Source organism: Mycobacterium sp. VKM Ac-1816D (genome assembly GCF_000416385.1).
Lineage (GTDB): Bacteria > Actinomycetota > Actinomycetes > Mycobacteriales > Mycobacteriaceae > Mycobacterium > Mycobacterium neoaurum_A.
The window spans coordinates 52,384-74,299 of sequence record NZ_AOHQ01000113.1; the positions used below are offsets into that span (position 1 = coordinate 52,384).

Genomic DNA, 21,916 nt, shown 5'->3' on the forward strand with positions numbered 1-21,916 from the left:
CCGCCTCAATCGCGGATGTGTCGGTCCAGTCGGGTGGCGCGCCAAGCCGCGACGACGGCCACACATGCCAGCGCCGCGAACACGATGAACAGCACCCGGGCTGCGTGCACATCGTCGGTCGCGGAGTGGTTGACGACGACGCCCGCCAGCCCGGCCCCGAACGCACCGCAGATCAACTGGACGGTGTTGATGGCCGCGGCCGCGACGGGCCCCTCCGCCGGATCGTCGACACCGCCCATGGCCCACGCCGACAGATGCGGCCAGGCCATCCCGATCCCCGTTCCGGTAATCACCAACGCCGCCACCCATAACCCGACCGACCAACCCGCCATCGACTGCTCGACCATCACCGCCGAGCCCACCAGACCGACGACCATCACCACGGGCGAGGCGACCACGATCCGGCCCACGACCGCGCGACGATCGGCCGAAGCGCTCAGGATCTCGCTGACGGTCCAGCCCACGGCCAATGCCACGCCCAGAAAGCCGGCCGCCAACGGTGCCAGGTGTGCGAGCCGCTGGCCGAACAACGGCACATACATGTCCACCATCGTCGAGGCCATCAGCAGACCCAGCGTGAGATACATCCACTTCAGCGGCCCGCGCCGGAAAGCCGTGCGCGGCAGAACCGAGTAACCCATCGCCGGGTTGCCCGTCGCCAGCGCTGCCCGGCGATCAACCACGATGAACGCACCGATCAGCGCCCCGCTGAGCGCGAGGATCAGACCGGTCACGAGCAGGTCGGACGCCAGACCTGCCACGCTGACCAGCAGGGCCGCGGCGCCCAAGAGAACCAGCGACCAGATCGGAACCCTGCTTGCCGCGGCCCGATCACCGCGGGTGCGTCGGGGCAGCGATATCGGGACCAGCGCCGCGATCACCGCGGTCAGTATCACCAGGGCGCCGAAAGCCCAACGCCACGAGGCGAACTGGGCGAACATCCCGCCGGCCGCCGGCCCCAGTAGCGTCCCTACACCCCACATCGCCGATACCAGCGCCGATGCCCGCGTCCACAGCGCCTGCGGTAACGCGGTGTTGATCACCGCGTAGCCCAGCCCCGCCAGTAGTCCGCCGGCCCCGCCCTGGACGGTGCGGCCCACCAACAGCAATTCCATCGTCGGCGCCAACGCACAGGCGATACCGGCCAACCCGAAGACCGTCAACGCGCCGAGATACGCCGACCGCGGGCCAAACCGCGCCAGCACCGCGCTGACGGTCGTCGCGGCGGCAACCGAAGCGACCAGGTAGACCGTCATGACCCACGCATAGAAGCGCTGCCCGCCGATCTCGGCGACGGCGCTGGGCATCAGGCTGATGGTCAGGAACTCGTTGGTGGCATACAGTGCCACCCCGCCGGCCAGAACCGTCGATACGCCAAGGTGTTTCGGGCCGAGCAGCGCACGCCAGCTGCTGCTGCTCGAGATACGGGTGTCGGTCACCACGCCAACTTAGAAGCTCAACCGCGGTTGAGCTCAAGTCGGCATCGCGCGACGGTCGCCACTCCCCTACTTCAAGCCGGCGGCATCCATGCCGCGCAGCTCCTTCTTCAGGTCCTGGATCTCGTCGCGGATGCGCGCTGCCAGCTCGAACTGCAGATCGCGCGCAGCGGTCATCATCTGCTCGGTCAGATCCTTGATCAGATCGGCGAGCTCGGCACGCGGCATGTTCGCCGTGTCACGCCCCTCCACGATGCCGGCGCTGACGGCGCGCCCGGGCTCACCCTGCGCACGCCTGCCACGCGAGGAGTTGCGGCCCGACCCGCCCACCTCGACGTTCTCGGTATCGTCGGCCTCGCGGTACACCTGGTCGAGGATGTCGGCGATCTTCTTGCGCAACGGCTGCGGGTCGATGCCGTGGGCCTCGTTGTAGGCGATCTGCTTGGCCCGGCGGCGCTCGGTCTCGTCGATCGCCTCTTTCATCGAGTCGGTGATCTTGTCGGCGTACATGTGTACCTCACCGGACACGTTGCGCGCGGCGCGGCCGATGGTCTGGATTAGGCTGCGCGGCGACCGCAGGAAGCCCTCCTTGTCGGCGTCGAGGATTGCCACCAGCGACACCTCGGGCAGGTCCAAGCCCTCACGAAGCAGGTTGATACCGACCAGCACGTCGTACTCGCCGAGCCGCAACTGCCGCAGGAGCTCCACACGACGCAGGGTGTCGACCTCGGAGTGCAGATACCGCACCCGGATACCCATCTCCAACAAGTAGTCGGTGAGGTCTTCGGCCATCTTCTTCGTCAGCGTCGTGACCAGCACGCGCTCGTCACGTTCGGTACGCAACCGGATCTCGCCGATCAGATCGTCGATCTGGCCCTTGGTCGGTTTGACATGCACCTGCGGGTCGACCAGCCCGGTCGGGCGGATGACCTGCTCGACGAACTCACCGCCCGCCTGGGCCATCTCGTAATTGCCGGGCGTGGCCGACAGATACACCGTCTGGCCGATCCGCTGGGCGAACTCCTCCCAGGTCAGCGGCCGGTTGTCGACCGCCGACGGCAACCGGAACCCGAAATCGACGAGGTTGCGCTTGCGCGACATGTCGCCCTCGTACATGCCACCGATCTGCGGCACCGTGACATGGGACTCGTCGATGACGAGCAGGAAGTCCTCGGGGAAGTAATCGATGAGGGTGGCGGGGGCCGTGCCCGCACCGCGGCCATCGATATGCCGCGAGTAGTTCTCGATACCCGAACAGAACCCGACCTGCTTCATCATCTCCAGGTCGTAGTTGGTCCGCATCCGCAGCCGCTGCGCCTCCAGCAGCTTGCCCTGGCCTTCCAGCTCGGCCAGCCGCTCTTCGAGCTCGGCCTCGATGCTGGAGATCGCCACGGCCATCCGGTCCGGCCCCGCGACATAGTGGGTGGCCGGGAAGATCCGCACCGAATCGACCTTGCGAACCACGTCACCGGTCAGCGGGTGCAGGTAGTACAGCGCCTCCACCTCGTCACCGAAGAACTCGATGCGAATGGCCAACTCTTCGTACGCGGGAATGATCTCGACGGTGTCCCCACGCACCCGGAATGATCCACGGGTGAACGAGATGTCGTTACGGTCGTACTGGACATCGACCAGCAGCCGCAGCAGGCCATCGCGGGGCACATCATCGCCGACCTTCAGCTCGACCGAGCGATCCAGGTAGGACTGCGGGGTGCCCAAACCGTAGATGCACGACACCGAGGCCACCACCACGACATCGCGCCGCGACAGCAGGCTCGAGGTCGCCGAGTGCCGCAGCCGCTCGACATCGTCGTTGATCGAGCTGTCCTTCTCGATATAGGTGTCCGTCTGAGCGATGTACGCCTCGGGTTGGTAGTAGTCGTAATACGAAACGAAGTATTCGACGGCATTGTGCGGCAACATTTCCCGCAACTCGTTGGCCAGCTGGGCGGCCAAGGTCTTGTTGGGCGCCATGACCAGTGTCGGCCGCTGCAACCGCTCGATCAGCCAGGCCGTCGTCGCCGATTTGCCGGTGCCGGTGGCGCCGAGCAACACGATGTCACGCTCGCCGGCGCGGACCCGACGTTCCAGATCGTCGATGGCCGCAGGCTGGTCACCCGCCGGTTGGTACTCGCTGACCACCTCGAACTTGCCACCCGAGCGCACGATGCCGTCGACGGCGTCGGCGGCAGGCCGGTATTCCGACTGCGCCAGCACAGGATGTTCGGTAGCAAAAGCCATATCTCCAGATTAAGCGCGGGTACCGACAAGTTCATTCCCCGCGACCACCCGGGCCGCGCTACCGTGACGCGGTGTCCGAACCCGCGCGCATCACCCTGCGACTCCTCGGCCTGATTCTGCTGGTGGTGGGCGTGGTCTGCGCGGTTCTGCTGGTGTGGCCGGGTCCCGGTGAGATCGCGGCTCGGCTGGGCTCTACCTGCGGCGACGGCGGTCTCGGCCCGTCGCGCCAGTGCAGCTGGCTGGAGGCCGCCGACCTGTTGTGGACCGGCTGCGGGCTGGCGATCGTCATCGGGGCTGTGCTGCGCATCGTCACCCGGCCGCCCGGACGTGGGCCGCTCGTGCTCGACCTGCGCAATCTGCGTCGAGGGCGCTGATATGCACCCGCCCAAACGCGAATACTTCGACCTGCGCGCCGGCACCAATACCGACCCGAAGGGCATCGTGCGCGATGTCGACGTGTTCGACGTGCGCCCCTGGGGCCTCTACATGGCCCGGCCCGCCCCCGGGCGGGACCAGTTCCACTACCTGGAGTCGTGGCTGCTGCCGGCGCTGAACCTTCGCGCCACCATCTTCCACTTCAACCCGGGCCACGAACGCGACCAGGACTTCTACCTCGATATCGGGGACTACACCGCCGGCGTGGACGGGTGGTCGGCCGAAGACCACTATCTCGACCTGATCGTGCGTACCGGCCGCGAGGTGCTCCTCACCGACACCGACGAGCTGATCGCCGCGGTGTGTGAGCAGCTGGTGGCCCCGACGGTCGCGGAGCGCGCGATCACCGTCGCCACGGCGACCGTCGACGGATTGGCCCGCAACGGCTATGACCTGGACCGCTGGCTGGCCGGGCACGGTGTGGTGCTGACGTGGCGGGCGTAAAGTCACCGTCATGAGTGTTCGCAGGCACGCAGCGGTGCTGGCTGCCACGGCAGCGGGGCTACTGCTGGCAGGACAGCTCCTCCCGGCTTCGGCGGTTGCCGAGCCCGACGCCGAACAGCCCCAGCCGGCGGCCACCGACTCCGCCCCGGCGCCGCTGCTGCACAACATCACCTACCGCGCGCGGGCCGACGGCACCTCACGCGGCGCGACCGTGGCCTACAAGGCCGATGATCAGAACGTCAACAGCGAGCAGCCGACTCTGCTGCCGGGCCAGACGTTCGAGGTCAACACCGTGATGACCGACCCGAAACTGGCGGGCCTTGAGCTGTCCATCGAATGGCCGTACGGGTCCAACCTGCACTGCGAGATCCTGGTCGACGATCAGATCGTCGCCCAGGCCGACCAGTTCATCGCACCGCGGCTCTTCCGGCCCAAGGACGATCCGCTGTACGGCACGATCCAGTGTGGTGCGCCGCTGAACGATCCGGCCGCCGGTGCCGCGGCCGCCGGTGTGCCGGCGCTGCCCGGCTACCCAGGACAGCCCGCGCCTCCGCCGCCGGCCTGACAGCTCAGCTGCTCCAGCCGGTGGTCTTCGCCCACTCGGCGGCGCGGCGGTAGGCGTCGAGGAACCACGGCTCCTTGGCCACGGCGTAGTCCGGCGCCGTCAGCGCACGCCGCTTGGCGGCCAGGTAGTCCTGGCGCACACCGGGGTTGGCCCGCAGCCAGTCGACGAACAACAGCGCGAACTGCTGGTTGGGCCACCCCTGCACCCGCAGGTGCACATTGGTCGCCCGTCCGGGGTCGGCCGAGGCGTGAAACCGCTTGCGCCACAACGAGGGATCGTCACTGTGCGCGGTGTCCGCGTCGAGGACGTCCACCCTGGGATAGCCGGCCGTGCGCAGCGCGTCGGCCAGTTCGTCGGCGACCTCCAACGACGGGACCGTCACCTGGATGTCGATGACGTCCTTGGCATCCATCCCGGGGACAGCGGTCGACCCGATGTGATCGATACGGGTCGCGCGATGCCCGCAGGCCGTGTTCAGCCGGGCGAGGATCCGCTGCGCCTGATCCGGCCAGCTCGCGTCGTAGGGTACGACCGCGGCATCGCGCCGGGCGGGACGACCCGCCTCCAGATTGTGCGCGAACGGCAGGATGCGCTCATGCCACAGGCCGCGGGCCTGCTCGACGAGCGCACCCGGTGAACCGGAGTTGTCCAGCCAGATATCGGCCACCTTGCGGCGCTGGTCTTCGGTCGCCTGCGCGGCGATGCGGGCCCGGGCGTCGGCCTCGGAGAAGCCGCGATACTCGATGAGCCGGGCGACTCGCAGTTCGACATCGGCGTTGACGATGATGACCAGCGGGAACAGCGGCGCCATCTGCGACTCCACGAGCAGCGGGATGTCCTCGACGATCACGGCGTCCTCGGAGGCGGCGGCGATCAGCTCCGAACGGCGGTGTGCCACCAACGGATGGACGATGCCGTTGAGTGTCTTGCGCTTGTTCTCGTCGCTGAACGCGACGGCGGCCAGTGCGGGACGGTTCAGGGCGCCGGCATCGGGACCGTCGGCGTGCAGGATGTCGTGGCCGAACGCATCGACAAGGGCGGCCAGCCCTTCGGTGCCGGGTTCGACGACCTCGCGGGCGATGACGTCACCGTCGACGATGATCGCGCCCAGCTCGCTGAAGGTCGAGGACACCGTCGATTTGCCGGCGCCGATACCGCCGGTCAGTCCGATACGAAGCACGCCCGACAGTCTGTCAGGGCCCCGCGAGCAGACGCAAAAGTGCCGAAATCTGGGCGATTTGAGCAGTTCTTCGTCTGCTCGCCACGAAGCCCGGAGACGACGAACGCCCCGACCCAAGGGGCCGGGGCGTTCGTACTTCAGAACTGCTAGGCGTTGCCTGCGAGCTTCTCCCGCAGAGCGGCCAGCTGGGCGTCGCTGGCCAGCGAACCGCCGGCCGACTCACCCTCGGAACGCGACGAGCTGCTGGAGGACGACGGGCGGGCAGCCTCTTCGGCCTCGGCAGCGGCGAACTTCTCCATCTGCGCGGTGTGCATCTTGTGCCGACGCTCGGCCTCGGCGTACCGGGCCTCCCATTCGGTGCGCTGCTTGTCGAAGCCCTCGAGCCACTCGTTGGTGTCGGCATCGAAGCCCTCGGGGAAGATGTAGTTCCCCGCATCGTCGTAGCTGTCGGCCATGCCGTACTTCGAGGGGTCGAATTCCTCGGTGTAGTCCTCGTTGGCCTGCTTGAGGCTCAGCGAGATCCGGCGACGCTCCAGGTCGATGTCGATGACCTTGACCATGGCGTCGTCGCCGACCTGGACCACCTGGTCCGGGACCTCGACGTGGCGCTCGGAGAGCTCCGAGATGTGCACCAGGCCCTCGATGCCCTCTTCGACGCGGACGAACGCACCGAAGGGCACCAGCTTGGTGACCTTGCCCGGCACGATCTGGCCGATGGCGTGGGTGCGGGCGAAGTGGCGCCACGGGTCTTCCTGAGTCGCCTTGAGCGACAGCGAAACCCGCTCGCGGTCCATGTCGACGTCGAGCACCTCGACGGTGACCTCGTCGCCCACGGTGACGACCTCGGACGGGTGGTCGATGTGCTTCCAGGACAGCTCGGAGACGTGCACCAGGCCGTCGACGCCGCCGAGATCGACGAAGGCGCCGAAGTTGACGATCGAGGACACGACACCCTTGCGGATGGCGCCCTTGGTGAGCTGGTTGAGGAACTCGCTGCGCACCTCGGACTGGGTCTGCTCCAGCCAGGCGCGACGGCTCAGAACCACGTTGTTGCGGTTCTTGTCGAGCTCGATGATCTTGGCCTCGATCTCCTTGCCGATGTACGGCTGCAGATCGCGGACGCGACGCATCTCGACCAGCGATGCGGGCAGGAAGCCGCGCAGGCCGATGTCGAGGATCAGGCCGCCCTTGACGACCTCGATGACGGTGCCCTTGACGGCCTCGTCCTTCTCCTTGAGCTCCTCGATGGTGCCCCAGGCGCGCTCGTACTGAGCCCGCTTCTTGGACAGGATCAGGCGGCCTTCCTTGTCCTCCTTGGTGAGGACCAGGGCTTCGACCTCATCGCCCACGGAAACGACCTCATTGGGGTCGACATCGTGCTTGATGGACAGTTCGCGGGAAGGGATGACACCTTCGGTCTTGTAGCCGATATCGAGCAGGACCTCGTCGCGGTCCACCTTGACGATGGTCCCTTCGACGATGTCGCCATCGTTGAAGTACTTGATGGTCTTGTCGATAGCGGCGAGGAAGTCTTCCGCGGAGCCGATGTCGTTGACGGCTACCTGCGGGGAAGTGACGGAGGGACTTGGCATGTGGTGGCTTGCTCCGGACAGGTTCAATCGTAGGGACAATGAGTTTCTGCTTTGTGGTCGTGCTGCACAATCGCGCGGGCCGGGCGGCAGATTCGACACCAGGCTCTTTCGATGATGCGGTGTTCCCGCGGGGTCCGAGACATGACGGAACGCACAGGTACTGTTCGAGGGTACTAGAGGTGGTACACGCTGGACAAACCCGACCCCCGCGGCCGGCGGTGGTTAGTCTCCTCACGTGCCCGCGCTGACGCCACCTTCGCACCTACCGATCTGGCCGCCGACCGTTCGCAAGGTCGGCGCCCCACTGGCGGTGATCATCGGCCTGAGCGTCATCGTCGGGCTGCTGATGATCCTGCTCACCGCGACAAACCCGGTGGGCACCGCCATCGGTTTCGTGCTGTCCAGCATCGCGATCACCCTGGTGGTGCTGTGTTATCTGTGGCTGGACCGCTGGGAGCCCGAACCCCCGCGGCTGCTGATCCTGGCCTTTCTGTGGGGCGCCTCGGTGGCCATCATCCTGTCGCTGGTCCTTGAGCTGTGGGCCGATGCCGTGTTCATCCCGACCCCGGGTCTGCCGGAGGGTTTCGAGTCGACCGCATTGCGCGCACCGATCATCGAGGAAGCCGCCAAAGGCCTGTTCCTGCTGATCATGATGACCGGCCGGCGCCGCCACGAGCTGAACTCGCTGACCGACTGCCTGGTGTACGCCGGCCTGGTCGGAGCGGGTTTCGCGTGGTTCGAGGACATCCTCTACATCGCCAACAGCGAGTCGTTGGCCGGCTCGCTGGTGACCGCCGCGCTGCGGCTGATCATGGCGCCGTTCGCCCATTCGCTGTTCGTCTCGGCGCTGGCCGTCGGGGTGTACTTCGCGCTGCACCGGCGCAACCCGCTGGCCAAGCTGGGCTGCATCATGGCCGGCTACGTCGGCGCGGTGGTGCTGCACGCGATGTGGAACGGGTCGTCGGTGATCAGCATCGAGGCGTACTTCCTGGTGTACGTGTTCTGGATGATGCCGGTGTTCGTGCTGGCGATCTGGCTGGCGGTCAAGAGCAGGCACCGCGAGCAGCAGGTGGTGGCCGCCAAGCTGCCGAACATGGTGGCCGCCGGCCTGGTGACCGCGAACGAGGCCAGCTGGCTGCGGTCCATCCGGACCCGCAAGCTGGCCGTCGCCGAGGTCACCCGATATCGCGGCAAGGCCGCGGGCAAGGCGGTGAAGGGTTTCGCCTCCCAGGTCGTGGAGCTCGCGTTCGTGCGGGACCGCATCGACCGCGGGTTCGGCGACGCCCGGGTGCAGGCGATGCTCACCGAGGAAGCCCATCGGGTGCACGCGGCGCGGGCCGCCACACCGGAACTGCAGTACCTGGCCGCCTACCGGATACCCGGTCCCTGACGCAGGCCGGCGCGGCGGCCCCGCCGGACGATCTGCCAGCACACCAGCCCGGCCTGCAGACCGAAGGCCACCGAGATCATCGATATCAACGTGGCCGGTAGCGCAGAATCCCCGTCGGCGCCGAACAGCTCGGTGACACCGATCAGCCCCATCGAGCCCGGAACCAACAACCAGAACCCCGGCAGGATCATGGTGATCGCGGGCGGCGCGCCGCGCCGTCGCGACACCGCCAGCGCCACCAGCGTCAGCGCCAGACCGCCGCAAAAGCCGCTGGCGTAGCTGCCGAGCAGCAGGTCGCCGGCGTACTGCGCGGTGAAGGCGGTGTAGGTGATGAGCAGCAACCAGGGCAGGAACGACACCGGTGGTGCCAGGAACAACAGCACGCCCAGGCTGTAGACGGCGACGCCGAGCCACGGGGCCCACGGGCCGATGTGGTTGACCGCCTCCGAGCTCAGCTGGTCCTCGCGCATGCCGAGCAACTGGGTGGCGATGAGGATCCCGAACGCCAGCTGGATGATCTGCACGAAGCCGGCGATCAATCTGCTCGTGCCGGCGATGACATCACGCGAGGTCAGCTCGATGACCGCGAGTGTGATCGCCGCGCCCGGCAGGAACACCGCCAGCGGCGGTATCAATGCACGCAGCCCGACATGATCGAGGTCCAGCCGCAGTGCGGCCACGATGCAGATCGAGGCGACGGCGAAGGCACTGATCGCGGGCACCAACTGGGCCAGTATCGGGACGCGCTGACCGGCGACCAGCAGACCGCCGACCATGGCACCAAGCGCCAGCGCGGCCAGCACGTTGAGAAATGTGGGTTCCAGCACCAGGGACAACCCAGCGCTCTGGATCCCGTAGCCGATGACGGTCACCCAGGAGGGATAACGCCGGGCGGCCGCGCCGATGGCGTCCAGTCGACTTTCACCCTGTTCGGCGGACACCCGGCCGGCCAGGGCATCCGAGACCAGGCGGGCCAGCGGAAAGATCTGGTCGAACCGCAGGTCGGCGTCCACCCGGGCACCGTGCACCGCCGTGCCGCCGGAGCCGTCCGGTCCGACCACCTGGACGTGATTGGGCAGCGCGATGCCGTCGTTGCGCACCCCGAACCGGGCCGCGGTGCGGTCGAGCGTCTGGCGCACCAGCGTCACCGGGTAGTTCGCAGCGCACATGGCCGCACCCAGCCGGGCCAGGAAGCGGATCTGCTGATCGCTGTCGGAGTTCATCGGCACGGGGCCGCCCTGACGCGGCGCTAGTGCGCCGCGGCGTCCCAGCTGCGTCCGAAGCCGACCGAAACCTCCAGCGGCACGTCGAGCGGGTAGGCGTTGCCCATGTGTTCGCGCACCAGCTTCTCGAGCTCCCCCCGTTCCCCTTCTGAGACCTCGAACAGCAGCTCGTCGTGCACCTGCAGCAGCATCCGGGATGTCAGCCCGGCCGATTTGATGGCCTGGTCGACGTTGATCATGGCCACCTTGATGATGTCGGCGGCGCTGCCCTGGATCGGGGCGTTGAGCGCGGCCCGCTCGGCCGCCTCCCGGACATTGCGGTTGCTGCTGTCCAGTTCGGGCAGGTAGCGGCGGCGGCCCAGCACCGTGGAGGTGTAACCGTCCTTGCGGGCCTGGTCGACCACATCACGCAGGTAGTCGCGGATGCCGCCGAACCGGTCGAAGTACTGGTCCATCTGTTCTTTGGCCTCTTCGGTGCTGATCTTCAGCTGCGCCGAGAGACCGTAGGCGCTCAGCCCGTAGGCCAGGCCGTAGGACATCGCCTTGACCCGGCGGCGCAGCTCCGGGGTGACCTCATCGATCGGCACGTCGAAGGCCCGTGACGCGACGAACGAGTGCAGATCCTCACCGGTGTTGAACGCCTCGATCAGGCCCTCGTCCCGCGACAGATGCGCCATGATGCGCATCTCGATCTGGCTGTAATCGGCCGTCATCAGTTCGGTGTAACCCTCGCCCACGACAAACCCGTCGCGGATCCGACGGCCGGCCTCGGTGCGGATCGGGATGTTCTGCAGGTTCGGCTCGGTCGACGAGAGCCGGCCGGTGGCCGCGATGGTCTGGTTGAACGTGGTGTGAATTCGGCCGTCTGCGGCCGTCGATGCCAACAGTCCGTCGACGGTGACCTTGAGCCGGGTGGCATCCCGATGGGCCAGCAGGTGCTGCAGGAACGGATGCCCGGTCTTGTCGAAAAGCCCCTGCAGCGCATCGGCATCGGTGGTGTAGCCGGTCTTGGTCTTCTTCGTCTTGGGCATCTCGAGCTCGTCGAACAGCACGACCTGCAGCTGCTTGGGCGACCCGAGGTTGATCTGCTTGCCGATCACCGCGTAGGCAGCCTCGGCCGCGTCGCGGATGTAGTCGCCGAACTCGTTCTGCAGCCCGCGCAGGAAGTCCACGTCGACCGCGATCCCGGTGCTCTCCAGTTCGGCGAGCACCCGCTGCACCGGCAGCTCCATGCGTTCCAGCAGCGAGGAAGAGTCGATCCGGGCCAGCTCTTCGTCGAGCGCATCGGCCAGGTCCATCACCGCTGCCGCCCGCAGCAGCACTGCCTGCACGGCCTGCTCGTCCACGCCCTCGTTGTCATCGAGCAGCGAAAGCTGTTGTTGCTCGGGGTTTTCGGCGCGCAGCTCGCGCTTGAGATAGCGCAGCGACAGGTCATCGAGTGCGAAGCTGCGCTGGCCCGGCCGCACCAGGTAGGCGGCCAGCGCGGTATCGGAGGTGACGCCGGCCAGCTTCCAGCCGCGACCCTCCAGGTCGTGCATGGCGAGCTTGGCCTCGTGCAGCGCCTTCGGCGGGCCCGGGTCGGCCAGCCAGGCCGCCAGGGCGGCTTCGTCATCGGGATGGATCGTCGCGGTGTCGATATAGCGCCCGTCACCGTCGTTGGCGACGATCGCCAGCGCGGTGGCATCACTGTCGAAGGCCAGGTGCGTACCGACCACGGCGACACCGAACCGGTTGCCCAGGCTGTGCTCGGCCAGCCAGGCCGCCAGCTCGCCGGGCGCCAACGCCCCGCCCCGCACGTCGAAACCCTGGTCGACCTCCGGGTCCGCCGAGGCCAGCGTGTCGAAGAGCCGATCGCGCAGCACCCGGAACTCCAGGTCGTCGAACAGCCGGTGGATCTGATCGCGGTCCCAGGGCAGCATCCGCAGGGTGTCCGGGGTGTGCGGCAGTGGCACGTTCTTGACCAGCTCGGTGAGCTCCCGGTTGAGCACCACCGAGGACAGGTTGGCGCGCAGCGCGTCGCCGACCTTGCCCTTGACCTTGTCCACGTTGTCGACCAGACCCTGCAGGGAGCCGTGCTCGACGATCCACTTGGTCGCGGTCTTCTCCCCCACCCCCGGGATGCCCGGCAGGTTGTCACTCGGATCGCCGCGCAGCGCGGCGAAATCCGGGTACTGCGCGGGAGTGAGGCCGTACTTCGCCGCCACCGCTTCCGGGGTGAACCGGGTCAGTTCACTGACGCCCTTCACCGGGTACAGGATGGTGACATCGTCACTCACCAACTGCAGTGAGTCCCGGTCTCCGGTGACGACCAGCACCCGGTACCCGGCGTCCTCGGCCTGGGTGGCCAAGGTGGCGATGATGTCGTCGGCCTCGAATCCGGGCTCGGCCAGCACGGTGATGCCCAGCGCACCGAGCACCTCCTTGGTGATGTCGATCTGCCCGCGGAACTCGTCGGGAGTGGCCGAGCGGCCCTCCTTGTACTCCGGGTACTTCTCCTTGCGGAAGGTCTGCCGGGAGACGTCGAACGCGGCGGCGATATGGCTGGGTTGCTCGTCGCGGAGCAGGTTGATCAGCATCGCGGTGAATCCGTAGACCGCATTGGTGGTCAGACCGCCCTGGGTCTTGAAGTTCTCGGCGGGCAGCGCATAGAAAGCACGGAAGGCCAGCGAGTTGCCGTCCAACAGCATCAGGGTCGGCTTCTGACCATCGGTCGACGCGTCGCCGGCCGGATTCTTGGCGGTGCTCTCGGTCTTCGCGGGGCTCACGCACCCAACTCTAGGCACCCGCTCCGACAGTTCCGCACCGCTACCCTGAGCCATCCCGGCCTGCGGTCGCCCGATCACGCAGCAGGCGCGCGGCCGGACCGCTCATGTCACGTCGCCACGCCCACACCAGTCGTCCCCGCAGCGCCGGGTCGAGGTCGATCGCATGCAGTCCGGAGCGGTTGCGGGCCATCGACTCGGGCAGGATCGCGACGCCGAGCCCATGTGCGCCCAGGTCGGCGAGCTCCCGCGGACTGCTCGCCTCGAACGCCACGTTCGCGGTGATTCCCGCTTCGGCACAGGCATTGTCCAGACGCGTCCGTAGTCCCGTCCCGACCGGCAGAGAGATCAGCGGGTGGCCGGACAGTTCGGCCACCGGCAACGTCGCCCGGCCGGCCAGCGGATGATCCGCGGCCACCGCCGCGACGACGGCCTCGTCGGTCACCGTGTGGACATCCAGCCCGGGTGGATGCTCGTCGAGGCCGAGGGAGACGATGGCCAGATCGAGCCGTCCATCGGCGAGCTTCGCCAACAACGCATCGGAATTGTCGGTCGCCAAGGTGATTTCGACCGCCGGGTACTGCGTGTGGAAGTCCGCGATCAGTCCGGCGATATCCACCGGATGCAGGGTCACCGTGCCGATCGCGACCGCCCCCCGGATCAGGCCGGCGACCTCGTCGACCGCGCGTCGGGCCGAGCGCACTGCGGCCAGCGCGGCGCGCGCATGCGGGAGGAGCGCGATACCGGCCTGGGTCAGCCGGACATCCCGGCTAGAGCGGATCAGCAGCGTCTGGCCGACCTGGCGCTCCAGGCGCCGGATCTGCGCGCTCACCGCCGGTTGCGCCACCCGCTCCCGCTCGGCGGCCCTGGTGAAACTGCGCTCCTCGACCACCGCCACGAAGTACTCCAGCTGCCGCAACTCCATAACTTTTGATTATAGATATCAGAACAAACATGTATTGGAGTTATTCACGCTGTTCACGCAGGGTGGTGACATGGACGAAGAGATCGTGATCGCCGGAGCCGGAATCGGCGGCCTGAGCGTCGCGTTGACCCTGCACGCACGCGGTGTCCGCACCGTCAACCTCGAACGCGTGAGCACGTTGCGCCCCCTCGGCGTGGGGATCAACCTGCTGCCTCACGCGGTCCGGGAATTGGACGAACTCGGACTGTCCACCGCCGTACGCGATATCGCGATCGCACCGCATTCGATCGAGTTCTACGCCTCCTCCGGCGCTCTCCTGTTCCGCGAACCGCGCGGGCTGGCCGCCGGCGACAGCCACCCGCAGCTGTCGGTACATCGCGGCACGTTGCAGATGCTGCTGCTCGATACCGTCACCGAGCGCATCGGCGATGACGCGGTCCGACCCGGAGTCGGTGTCACCGGATTCGCCCAGAGCGCCGACGGCGTCCAGGTGCACACCACGGCCGGAAAGATCTGCGGCGCAGCGCTGATCGGCGCGGACGGAATCAACTCGGCGGTACGCCGCACCCTTCACCCCGGGGCCGACCCGCTGATGTGGTCGGGTATCACGATGTTTCGCGGGGTCGCCGACACCCCGGCATTCCTCGATGGGCAGACCATGGTGATCGTCAAGGGTGATGGCGGAATCGAACTGGTGGCCTACCCGATCGGCGAGCGGTTGGTGAACTGGGTTCTGCAGGTCCCTATCGGATCTGCGGGCGTGCTCGACGTTGACGCACAGTGGAACTCGGCGGCCGACGCCGCACAGGTGCGCAGGCATATCGCGGAATGGCGGCTGGACCGGCTGAACCCGGTGGCGTTGGTCGAGGCGACCGAACAGATTTACCGGTACCCCATGGTCGACCGGGAACCGCTGCCGCACTGGGGAACCGATCGGGTGACCCTGCTCGGCGACGCGGCCCACCCGATGTATCCGGTGGGCGCCAACGGCGGATCTCAGTCGATCGTCGACGCCAGGGTGCTGGCCGACGCGTATGCCGTGCACGGGATCCCCGGGCTGCGCCGCTACGCCGAGCAGCGACGCCATGAGACCGCCGAGGTGATCGTCGCCAACCGCGATATGCATCGCGCGCTCGGCCACACCTCGGCCGATCTGCGCCGCATCACCGCCAAATACCGCCACGACACGGCAAGGAGCAACCACTGATGTCCACCTATGTGTTGATTCCCGGGATGTGCCACGGCGCCTGGTGTTTCGACGATCTGGCCGCGGCACTGCGTGCCGCGGGCCACCGCGTGCTGGCGGTGACGCTCACCGGTGTCGCCGAACGAGCCCACCTGTTGCCGAGCGGGGTCAACCTGGACACCCACATCCTCGACGTGATCGCGGCCATCGACGCCGGTGCCGACGGCGATGACGAACTCGTCCTGGTCGGGCACAGCTACGGCGGGATGGTGATCACCGGCGTCGCCGACCGCATCCCGCACCGGGTGGCATCCCTGGTGTTCGTCGACGCGGTGGTCCCCCACGACGGTGAGTCCTGCTGGGATCTGGTCAACGAGGAGGAACGTCAGTGGTATGTCGGCGTCGACGCCACCGGTTTCGGCGTCCCACCGATGCCGTTCTTCGACGACCGCGCGACCGCGCACCCGTTGGCCACCGTCCTGCAGCCGCTGCGACTCGACGGCGATCTGAACCGGTTTCGTCGACGGGTCTTCATCTACGCCCTGGGCTGGCCGGGTGATTCGCCGCTGCGGCCCTCCTACGAACGGGTGCGTGACGACCCGAGCTGGGTGGTCCACGAGCTCGACGGCAAGCACAATCTCATGCGCGACAACCCCGACGATCTGCTGCGCATCCTGCTGGGCTCGACCTGAGAACTGCAACACGTTTCAGTTTTGCGCTCGGTCTGGGTATTCTGACGTCCGTGCCAGCAGCATCGACAGCTCCCGCGGTGGAAGGGTGGTTCGCCACCGATGAGTCCGGGGCCACGCATCTGATCGGCGGTAAGTGCACCGCGTGTGCCACCTATGTCTTCCCACCCCGGGAAAACAACTGCCCCAACCCCGGCTGCGACAGCGACACCCTGGCCCTGGTGCCGTTGTCACGGCGCGGCACCGTATGGAGCTACACCGAAAACCGCTACGCCCCACCCCCGCCCTATCCCTCCCCCGATCCCTTCGAACCCTTCGCCGTCGCCGCGGTCGAACTGGCCGCCGAAGGACTGATCGTGCTCGGCAAAGTCGTCGAAGGCACCCTGGCCGCCGACCTGAAGGTCGGGATGGAAATGGAACTGACCACCATGACCCTCTACACCGACGACGACGGCACCGCACGCACCACCCACGCCTGGAGGATCGCTCAGTAATGGCAACCGAACCGGTATACATCCTCGGCGCAGGCATGCACCCCTGGGGCAAATGGGGACGCGACTTCACCGAATACGGCGTCGTCGCCGCCCGCGCTGCCCTGACCGAAGCAGGCCTGGACTGGCGCCAAATCCAACTCGTCGCCGGCGCAGACACCATCCGCAACGGCTACCCCGGCTTCGTCGCCGGGGCCACCTTCACCCAAAAACTCGGCTGGAACGGCATCCCCATCACCTCCAGCTACGCCGCCTGCGCCTCCGGATCCCAAGCCCTACAATCCGCCCGCGCCCACATCCTGGCCGGCCTCTGCGACGTCGCCCTGGTCATCGGCGCCGACACCACCCCCAAAGGCTTCTTCGCCCCCGTCGGCGGCGAACGCCGCAACGACCCCGACTGGCAACGCTTCCACCTCATCGGCGCCACCAACACCGTCTACTTCGCCATGCTCGCCCGACGCCGCATGGACCTCTACGGCGCCACCGTCGAAGACTTCGCGAACGTCAAAGTCAAAAACGCCCGCCACGGCCTGAACAACCCCCACGCCCGCTACCGCAAAGAAGCCACCATCGACGACGTCCTGGCCTCCCCCGTCGTCTCCGACCCACTACGGCTGCTCGACATCTGCGCCACCAGCGACGGCGCCGCCGCCGTCATCGTCGCCTCCAAGGCGTTCACCGAGAAGCACCTCGGTTCGGTTGCCGGTGTCCCGTCCGTGCGCGCGGTCAGCCTGCAATCCCCCCAATACCCCCAACACCTACCCGAACTCCCCGATATCGCCACCGACTCCACCGCGGTCGTGCCCGGGCCGGATCGGGTGTTCAAAGACCAAATCCTCGACGCCGCTTACGCCGAAGCCGGCATCGGACCCGAAGACCTCTCCCTGGCCGAGGTCTACGACCTATCCACCGCACTGGAACTCGACTGGTACGAACACCTCGGACTCTGCGCCAAAGGCGACGCCGAACACCTGCTGCGCTCCGGCGCCACCACCATCGGCGGCAAAATCCCGGTCAACCCCTCCGGGGGCCTTGCCTCCTTCGGCGAAGCCATCCCCGCCCAAGCCATCGCCCAAATCTGCGAACTCACCTGGCAACTCAAAGGCCAAGCCACCGGCCGCCAAATCGAAAACGCCACCGTCGGCATCACCGCCAACCAAGGCCTCTTCGGCCACGGCTCCTCCGTCATCATCGCCACCTAACGCCGATCCCCCACCGGGCCGCGACGCCACTGCACGCACGCTCGCGCAAAGATGGTGTCGTGAGCGAGAGCGTCGTCGTACGGGTCAAACCCGGCAGCCGCAAGGGTCCGCTCGTCGAGGTCGGTGATGACGGGGAGCTGACCGTCTATGTGCCCGAGCGCGCGGTGGACGGAAAGGCCAACGCGGCCGTCACCAAGCTGCTCGCCGCCCATCTGGGGGTACCGCGCAGTCGGCTGGAGCTGGTGTCCGGGGCAACCGCGCGGGTGAAGCGATACCGCATCGCCTGACGTGAGCGTGCGTGAACTCCGCCGCGAACCCGGCGAGTCGGGCTGCAGACACGCACGCTCGCCGGAAAGTGGGAACAGGGGCAGTTAGGCGACGCCGAGATAGGCGGCGCGGATGCTGTCGTCGTGCAGCAGGTCGCGGGCGACCCCGGTGCGGGTCACCTCACCGGTCTCCAGGATGTACGCGCGGTCCGAACGGCTGAGCGCCTGCTGGGCGTTCTGCTCGACCAGCAGCACCGTCGTGCCCTGACTGTTGATCTCGGAGATGATCTTGAAGATCTGCGATATCACCATGGGCGCCAACCCCATCGACGGCTCGTCGAGCAACAGCACCTTGGGCCGCGCCATCAGCGCCCGACCGATGGCCAGCATCTGCTGTTCCCCACCGGAGAGCGTGCCACCGACCTGCGCGCGTCGTTCGGCCAACCGCGGGAACGTCGTCAGCACCCAGTCGAGCTTCTCGTCATGTTCGGCCTTGGACGGGAATTTGCGCCCGTAGCAACCCATCTCGAGATTCTCGATGATGGTCATGCCGGGAAACACCCCGCGACCCTCGGGAGCCTGGATGAGTCCGTCGGCAACCCGCTTGTGCGCCTTGACCTTGCTGATGTCGACGCCGTCGAACCAGACCGAGCCCGAGGTCAACGAGAGCAGACCCGAAATGGCCCGCATCATGGTGGTCTTGCCTGCGCCGTTGGATCCCAGCAGGGTCACCAACTCGCCTTCGTGCACGGTCAGCGACACACCGTTGAGGGCTCGGATCCTGCCGTAGTGCACGACGATATCGCGCACCTCGAGCAGGACCTTGCGGGTATCGACCTCATGCGAGTTCGTCATCGGGCACTCCCAGGTAAGCGGCGATGACCGCCGGATCCTCGCGGATTTCTGCGGGCAGGCCGTCGGCGATCTTGCGGCCGAACTCCAGCACCACGATGCGGTCGGTCACCCCCATCACCAGCCGCATGTCGTGTTCGATCAACAACACGGTGTACCCGTCATCGCGGATCTTGCGAATCAGGTCGATCAGGGCCGACTTCTCGCTCGGGTTGAACCCGGCCGCGGGCTCGTCGAGGCACAACAGCTTCGGTTCGGTGGCCAGTGCCCTGGCGATCTCCAGGCGACGCTGATCACCGTAGGGCAGATTCTTCGCCTTCTCCTCACCACGATGGGCGATCCCCACGAAGTGCAGCAACGCCGCCGAACGCTCGATGGCCGACTTCTCTTCCCGGCGGTGCCTACTCGACCGGAACAGGGCGCCGGGCACCGAGGTGTGGTGCCGCGCATCGGTGCCCACCATGACGTTCTCCAGCGCCGTCATCTCACCGAACAGCCGGATGTTCTGGAAGGTCCGCGCGATGCCGAGGCGGGTGATCTGGTGGCGTTTGATACGCCCGATGGGTGACCCGTCGAAGGTCACCGATCCCGAACTGGGCCGGTACACCCCGGTGATGGCGTTGAAGCAGGTGGTCTTTCCCGCACCGTTGGGTCCGATGAGGCCCAGGATCTCACCGCGTCTGATGTCGAACGTCACCGCGTCCAGGGCGGTCAGGCCACCGAACTTGACCGTGAGATCGTTGGTCTGCAACAGGATGTCGCCCTGGTCGGTCTGGATCTCACGGTGCACGCCGGCGATCTCGGCGACGTTGTCCTCGAAGTTCTCCGGCGCGCTCATTTGGCCGACTCCATGTCGGTCGGGTTGGCCCGCAACAGTTTTCGTGCCGCCTTCGCGTATGTCAGGAGGTGTTGACGGGCCGGGAACAGGCCCTGGGGCCGGAAGATCATGAGCACCACCAGCGCCAGTCCGAAGAAGAGGTACTTGAGGTTGCCCATGTCGATGCCGAGGAAGTGCACACCGAGCAGTCGGTTCGGCAGGTAGACGATGATGAACGCGCCGAGGATGACACCCAGTTTGTTGCCCTGCCCGCCGAGCACGACGGCGCACAGGAACAGCATCGAGTTGATGATGTTGAAGGTGGGCGGTGCGACGTACTGGACCTGGCCCGCGTACAGCGCACCGGACAGTCCTCCGATGGCCGCGCCGATGGTGAACGCCCAGAGCTTGAACTTGAATGCGTTGACGCCCATGACCTCGGCAGCGTCTTCGTCCTCGCGGACCGCGATCCACGCGCGGCCGACGCGGCTGCGCTCGAGGTTCCCGACGAGCAGCAGGATGATGACGACGAGCACGAGACCCAGCCAGAACCACCAGGTTCCGTAGTTGGTGTCACCGCCGGAGTTGGATACCGAGAACACGCCCTCTGGGTGCTGCTCGGTTTCCAGGAAGTGCGGGAAGGCCACCTCGTTGAGGCCGCGCGGGCCGTTGGTGACATCGGAGAGGTTGTCGGCGAGCAACCGGATGATCTCGCCGAACCCGAGGGTGACGATGGCCAGGTAGTCGCCGCGCAGCCGCAGCGTCGGGGTGCCGAGGATCAAACCACTGAGCGCGGTGATCGCCATCGCGATGGGCAGGCAGGACACCCAGGCCCACGGCGTGCTGAAGAAGCCCGAGGCGCTCATCTGGTTCCACGGACTCTCCGGGCTGGTCAGCAGCGCCACCGTATAGGCACCCACGGCATAGAACCCGACATAGCCGAGGTCCAGCAGTCCGGCCTGACCGACCACCACGTTGAGCCCGATGGCGATGATGGCGATCATCGCGAACTGCGCCATCGTGCCACCGAAGCTGATGCCCGGTGTGTCGATGAAACCCGGTGTGAAAAGCGGTGAAAGCGCCAACCCGGTGAACAGCACGACGCCGAACACCCATTTCTGCGGGCGATTCAGACCGTCCCACCAGTCCATGACCTTCGCCCAGGGGCTAGCCGTGCCGTCGCTCATACGCGTGCCTTTCCGAGGCTCTCACCCAGGATGCCGGTCGGTCTGACCAACAACACCAGCACGAGCAGGACGAAGGCGACCACATCGCGCCACTGGGTGCCGAAGACGGCCTGCCCGTAGTTCTCCATCACCCCGAGCAGCAATCCGCCGAGCAGTGCGCCGCGCAGATTGCCGATACCGCCGAGCACCGCCGCCGAGAAGGCCTTGATCCCGAGCAGGAATCCGCCGGAGTAGATGATGCCCTGGGGCACCTTCAACGTGTACAGCAGGGCCGCGGCACCGGCGAGCAGGCCGCCGATCAGGAAGGTCGTCATGATGACCCGCTCCCGCGAAACCCCCATCAGGGTGGCGGTATTGGGGTCCTGCGCGACGGCGCGCACCCCGCGTCCCAGCTTGGTCCGGTTCAGCGCCAGATCGGTGAGCAGCGCCAGCACCAGCGCCGCCCCGATGATGACGATGGTGGTGTTGGAGATCGCCACCCCGAAGATCTCGAACTGGGTTCTGGGCTGCACCAACACGATCGGTTGTTGGGCGTTGGGTCCGCCATAGCCGGGGATCAGCGTCGGCAGGATGAACAGCACGAATTGCTGCAGGACGAAGGACATGCCGATGGCGGTGATGAGGAAGGTCAGCGCACGGGCGTTTCGTTTGCGCAGCGGGCGGTAGGCGATGAATTCCAACCCCACCGCCGCACCGCCGGAGACCAGCATGGCGAACAGCATGGCCACGGCCAGGTACAGGATCGTCAGCGCGATGCCCTTGTTGTAGGCATTACCGCTCGGGGTGAAGCCCAGGATGACGTCGAGGGCGAAGTAGGCACCGAACATCCCCAGCATGAAGATCTCGGAATGCGCGAAGTTGATCAGTCGCAGCACACCGAAGACGAGCGTGTAGCCGACGGCGACCAATGCATAGATCGCGCCCCATGACAGGCCGTCGATCGTCAACTGCCAGAAGCTGTCGACCAGCGCACCGACGTTGAAATTGATGTTGGCGGCCAAGTTCATCCGGGACGGGGCTCCTCAGTGTGTCG

Annotated in this window: 20 protein-coding genes; 9 read left to right on the forward strand and 11 right to left on the reverse strand. The window is 66.9% G+C overall.

Annotation, left to right across the window (positions count from 1 at the left end; genetic code table 11):
* Positions 1–5 precede the first annotated feature (5 nt).
* On the reverse strand, positions 6–1,439 hold the full coding sequence (locus G154_RS04230) for an MFS transporter (protein ID WP_023985942.1): 1,434 nt from the start codon (positions 1,437–1,439) through the stop codon (positions 6–8).
* Between the two features lie 66 nt (positions 1,440–1,505).
* Positions 1,506–3,677, reverse strand: a complete 2,172-nt coding sequence (uvrB, locus tag G154_RS04235; RefSeq protein WP_023985943.1) for an excinuclease ABC subunit UvrB — start codon at positions 3,675–3,677, stop codon at positions 1,506–1,508.
* 71 nt (positions 3,678–3,748) lie between these two features.
* Between uvrB and G154_RS04240 the strand changes: the two genes are divergently transcribed.
* From G154_RS04240 to G154_RS04250, 3 genes are read left to right on the forward strand one after another with little or no spacing between them, the layout of a single operon-like run.
* Entirely contained in the window at positions 3,749–4,051 is a 303-nt protein-coding gene (locus G154_RS04240) for a hypothetical protein (protein ID WP_019511504.1), read from the forward strand.
* 1 nt (position 4,052) lies between these two features.
* Positions 4,053–4,556 (forward strand): DUF402 domain-containing protein, encoded by a 504-nt coding sequence (locus G154_RS04245; protein ID WP_019511503.1) that lies wholly within the window; start codon positions 4,053–4,055, stop codon positions 4,554–4,556.
* Between the two features lie 10 nt (positions 4,557–4,566).
* A complete protein-coding gene (locus G154_RS04250; RefSeq protein ID WP_023985945.1) occupies positions 4,567–5,121 on the forward strand; it encodes a hypothetical protein in 555 nt (184 codons plus the stop codon).
* A gap of 4 nt (positions 5,122–5,125) precedes the next feature.
* Here the strand turns inward: G154_RS04250 and coaE are convergent, their stop codons facing one another.
* Positions 5,126–6,301 (reverse strand): dephospho-CoA kinase, encoded by a 1,176-nt coding sequence (gene coaE, locus G154_RS04255; RefSeq protein ID WP_019511501.1) that lies wholly within the window; start codon positions 6,299–6,301, stop codon positions 5,126–5,128.
* A gap of 146 nt (positions 6,302–6,447) precedes the next feature.
* Entirely contained in the window at positions 6,448–7,893 is a 1,446-nt protein-coding gene (rpsA, locus tag G154_RS04260) for a 30S ribosomal protein S1 (RefSeq protein ID WP_019511500.1), read from the reverse strand.
* A gap of 235 nt (positions 7,894–8,128) precedes the next feature.
* Here rpsA and G154_RS04265 point away from each other — a divergent pair, with 235 nt between their 5' ends.
* Complete coding sequence (locus tag G154_RS04265) at positions 8,129–9,283, forward strand: PrsW family intramembrane metalloprotease (protein ID WP_019511499.1); 1,155 nt, start codon at positions 8,129–8,131, stop codon at positions 9,281–9,283.
* On the opposite strand, the gene G154_RS04270 is transcribed toward G154_RS04265, so the two are convergent.
* The 3 genes from G154_RS04270 to G154_RS04280 all read right to left on the reverse strand — a co-directional run bounded on the left by G154_RS04270 (position 9,262) and on the right by G154_RS04280 (position 14,193).
* A complete protein-coding gene (locus G154_RS04270; RefSeq protein WP_019511498.1) occupies positions 9,262–10,506 on the reverse strand; it encodes a threonine/serine exporter ThrE family protein in 1,245 nt (414 codons plus the stop codon). The genes G154_RS04265 and G154_RS04270 overlap by 22 nt on opposite strands.
* 26 nt (positions 10,507–10,532) lie before the next feature.
* Positions 10,533–13,193: a DNA polymerase I gene (gene polA / locus G154_RS04275; protein WP_162269057.1), complete on the reverse strand. Its 2,661-nt coding sequence runs from the start codon at positions 13,191–13,193 to the stop codon at positions 10,533–10,535.
* 118 nt (positions 13,194–13,311) lie between these two features.
* A complete protein-coding gene (locus tag G154_RS04280; protein ID WP_019511496.1) occupies positions 13,312–14,193 on the reverse strand; it encodes a LysR family transcriptional regulator in 882 nt (293 codons plus the stop codon).
* 70 nt (positions 14,194–14,263) lie between these two features.
* Here G154_RS04280 and G154_RS04285 point away from each other — a divergent pair, with 70 nt between their 5' ends.
* Genes G154_RS04285 through G154_RS04305 form a run of 5 tightly spaced genes read left to right on the forward strand, consistent with a single transcriptional unit; the run spans position 14,264 to position 18,048 of the window.
* A complete protein-coding gene (locus G154_RS04285; protein WP_031601572.1) occupies positions 14,264–15,400 on the forward strand; it encodes an FAD-dependent monooxygenase in 1,137 nt (378 codons plus the stop codon).
* Positions 15,400–16,071 carry an alpha/beta fold hydrolase gene (locus tag G154_RS04290; RefSeq protein WP_019511494.1) on the forward strand — a complete coding sequence of 224 codons (672 nt, stop codon included), beginning with the start codon at positions 15,400–15,402 and terminating at the stop codon, positions 16,069–16,071. Before G154_RS04285 ends, G154_RS04290 begins: the two co-directional genes overlap by 1 nt.
* 50 nt (positions 16,072–16,121) lie before the next feature.
* A complete protein-coding gene (locus G154_RS04295) occupies positions 16,122–16,562 on the forward strand; it encodes a Zn-ribbon domain-containing OB-fold protein (protein WP_023985947.1) in 441 nt (146 codons plus the stop codon).
* Positions 16,562–17,761, forward strand: a complete 1,200-nt coding sequence (locus G154_RS04300) for a lipid-transfer protein (protein WP_019511492.1) — start codon at positions 16,562–16,564, stop codon at positions 17,759–17,761. The genes G154_RS04295 and G154_RS04300 overlap by 1 nt, the downstream gene beginning before the upstream one ends.
* 59 nt (positions 17,762–17,820) lie before the next feature.
* Positions 17,821–18,048, forward strand: a complete 228-nt coding sequence (locus G154_RS04305; RefSeq protein WP_019511491.1) for a DUF167 domain-containing protein — start codon at positions 17,821–17,823, stop codon at positions 18,046–18,048.
* Between the two features lie 84 nt (positions 18,049–18,132).
* On the opposite strand, the gene G154_RS04310 is transcribed toward G154_RS04305, so the two are convergent.
* From G154_RS04310 to G154_RS04325, 4 genes are read right to left on the reverse strand one after another with little or no spacing between them, the layout of a single operon-like run.
* Positions 18,133–18,882 carry an ABC transporter ATP-binding protein gene (locus G154_RS04310; RefSeq protein ID WP_019511490.1) on the reverse strand — a complete coding sequence of 250 codons (750 nt, stop codon included), beginning with the start codon at positions 18,880–18,882 and terminating at the stop codon, positions 18,133–18,135.
* Entirely contained in the window at positions 18,866–19,717 is an 852-nt protein-coding gene (locus G154_RS04315; RefSeq protein WP_019511489.1) for an ABC transporter ATP-binding protein, read from the reverse strand. Before G154_RS04315 ends, G154_RS04310 begins: the two co-directional genes overlap by 17 nt.
* The gene (locus G154_RS04320; protein ID WP_023985948.1) at positions 19,714–20,883 is read right to left on the reverse strand and encodes a branched-chain amino acid ABC transporter permease; all 1,170 of its coding nucleotides are present in this window, start codon (positions 20,881–20,883) and stop codon (positions 19,714–19,716) included. Before G154_RS04320 ends, G154_RS04315 begins: the two co-directional genes overlap by 4 nt.
* Positions 20,880–21,890 carry a branched-chain amino acid ABC transporter permease gene (locus G154_RS04325; protein WP_019511487.1) on the reverse strand — a complete coding sequence of 337 codons (1,011 nt, stop codon included), beginning with the start codon at positions 21,888–21,890 and terminating at the stop codon, positions 20,880–20,882. The genes G154_RS04320 and G154_RS04325 overlap by 4 nt, the downstream gene beginning before the upstream one ends.
* Positions 21,891–21,916 lie beyond the last annotated feature (26 nt).

Coding starts and splice junctions, on each gene's coding strand:
- uvrB (WP_023985943.1), bottom strand. CDS start 3,677: ATGGCTTTTGCTACCGAACATCCTGTGCTGGCGCAGTCGGAATACCGG.
- G154_RS04245 (WP_019511503.1), top strand. CDS start 4,053: ATGCACCCGCCCAAACGCGAATACTTCGACCTGCGCGCCGGCACCAAT.
- G154_RS04250 (WP_023985945.1), top strand. CDS start 4,567: ATGAGTGTTCGCAGGCACGCAGCGGTGCTGGCTGCCACGGCAGCGGGG.
- rpsA (WP_019511500.1), bottom strand. CDS start 7,893: ATGCCAAGTCCCTCCGTCACTTCCCCGCAGGTAGCCGTCAACGACATC.
- G154_RS04270 (WP_019511498.1), bottom strand. CDS start 10,506: ATGAACTCCGACAGCGATCAGCAGATCCGCTTCCTGGCCCGGCTGGGT.
- polA (WP_162269057.1), bottom strand. CDS start 13,193: ATGCTGTTGGACGGCAACTCGCTGGCCTTCCGTGCTTTCTATGCGCTG.
- G154_RS04280 (WP_019511496.1), bottom strand. CDS start 14,193: ATGGAGTTGCGGCAGCTGGAGTACTTCGTGGCGGTGGTCGAGGAGCGC.
- G154_RS04285 (WP_031601572.1), top strand. CDS start 14,264: ATGGACGAAGAGATCGTGATCGCCGGAGCCGGAATCGGCGGCCTGAGC.
- G154_RS04290 (WP_019511494.1), top strand. CDS start 15,400: ATGTCCACCTATGTGTTGATTCCCGGGATGTGCCACGGCGCCTGGTGT.
- G154_RS04300 (WP_019511492.1), top strand. CDS start 16,562: ATGGCAACCGAACCGGTATACATCCTCGGCGCAGGCATGCACCCCTGG.
- G154_RS04310 (WP_019511490.1), bottom strand. CDS start 18,882: ATGACGAACTCGCATGAGGTCGATACCCGCAAGGTCCTGCTCGAGGTG.
- G154_RS04315 (WP_019511489.1), bottom strand. CDS start 19,717: ATGAGCGCGCCGGAGAACTTCGAGGACAACGTCGCCGAGATCGCCGGC.
- G154_RS04320 (WP_023985948.1), bottom strand. CDS start 20,883: ATGAGCGACGGCACGGCTAGCCCCTGGGCGAAGGTCATGGACTGGTGG.
- G154_RS04325 (WP_019511487.1), bottom strand. CDS start 21,890: ATGAACTTGGCCGCCAACATCAATTTCAACGTCGGTGCGCTGGTCGAC.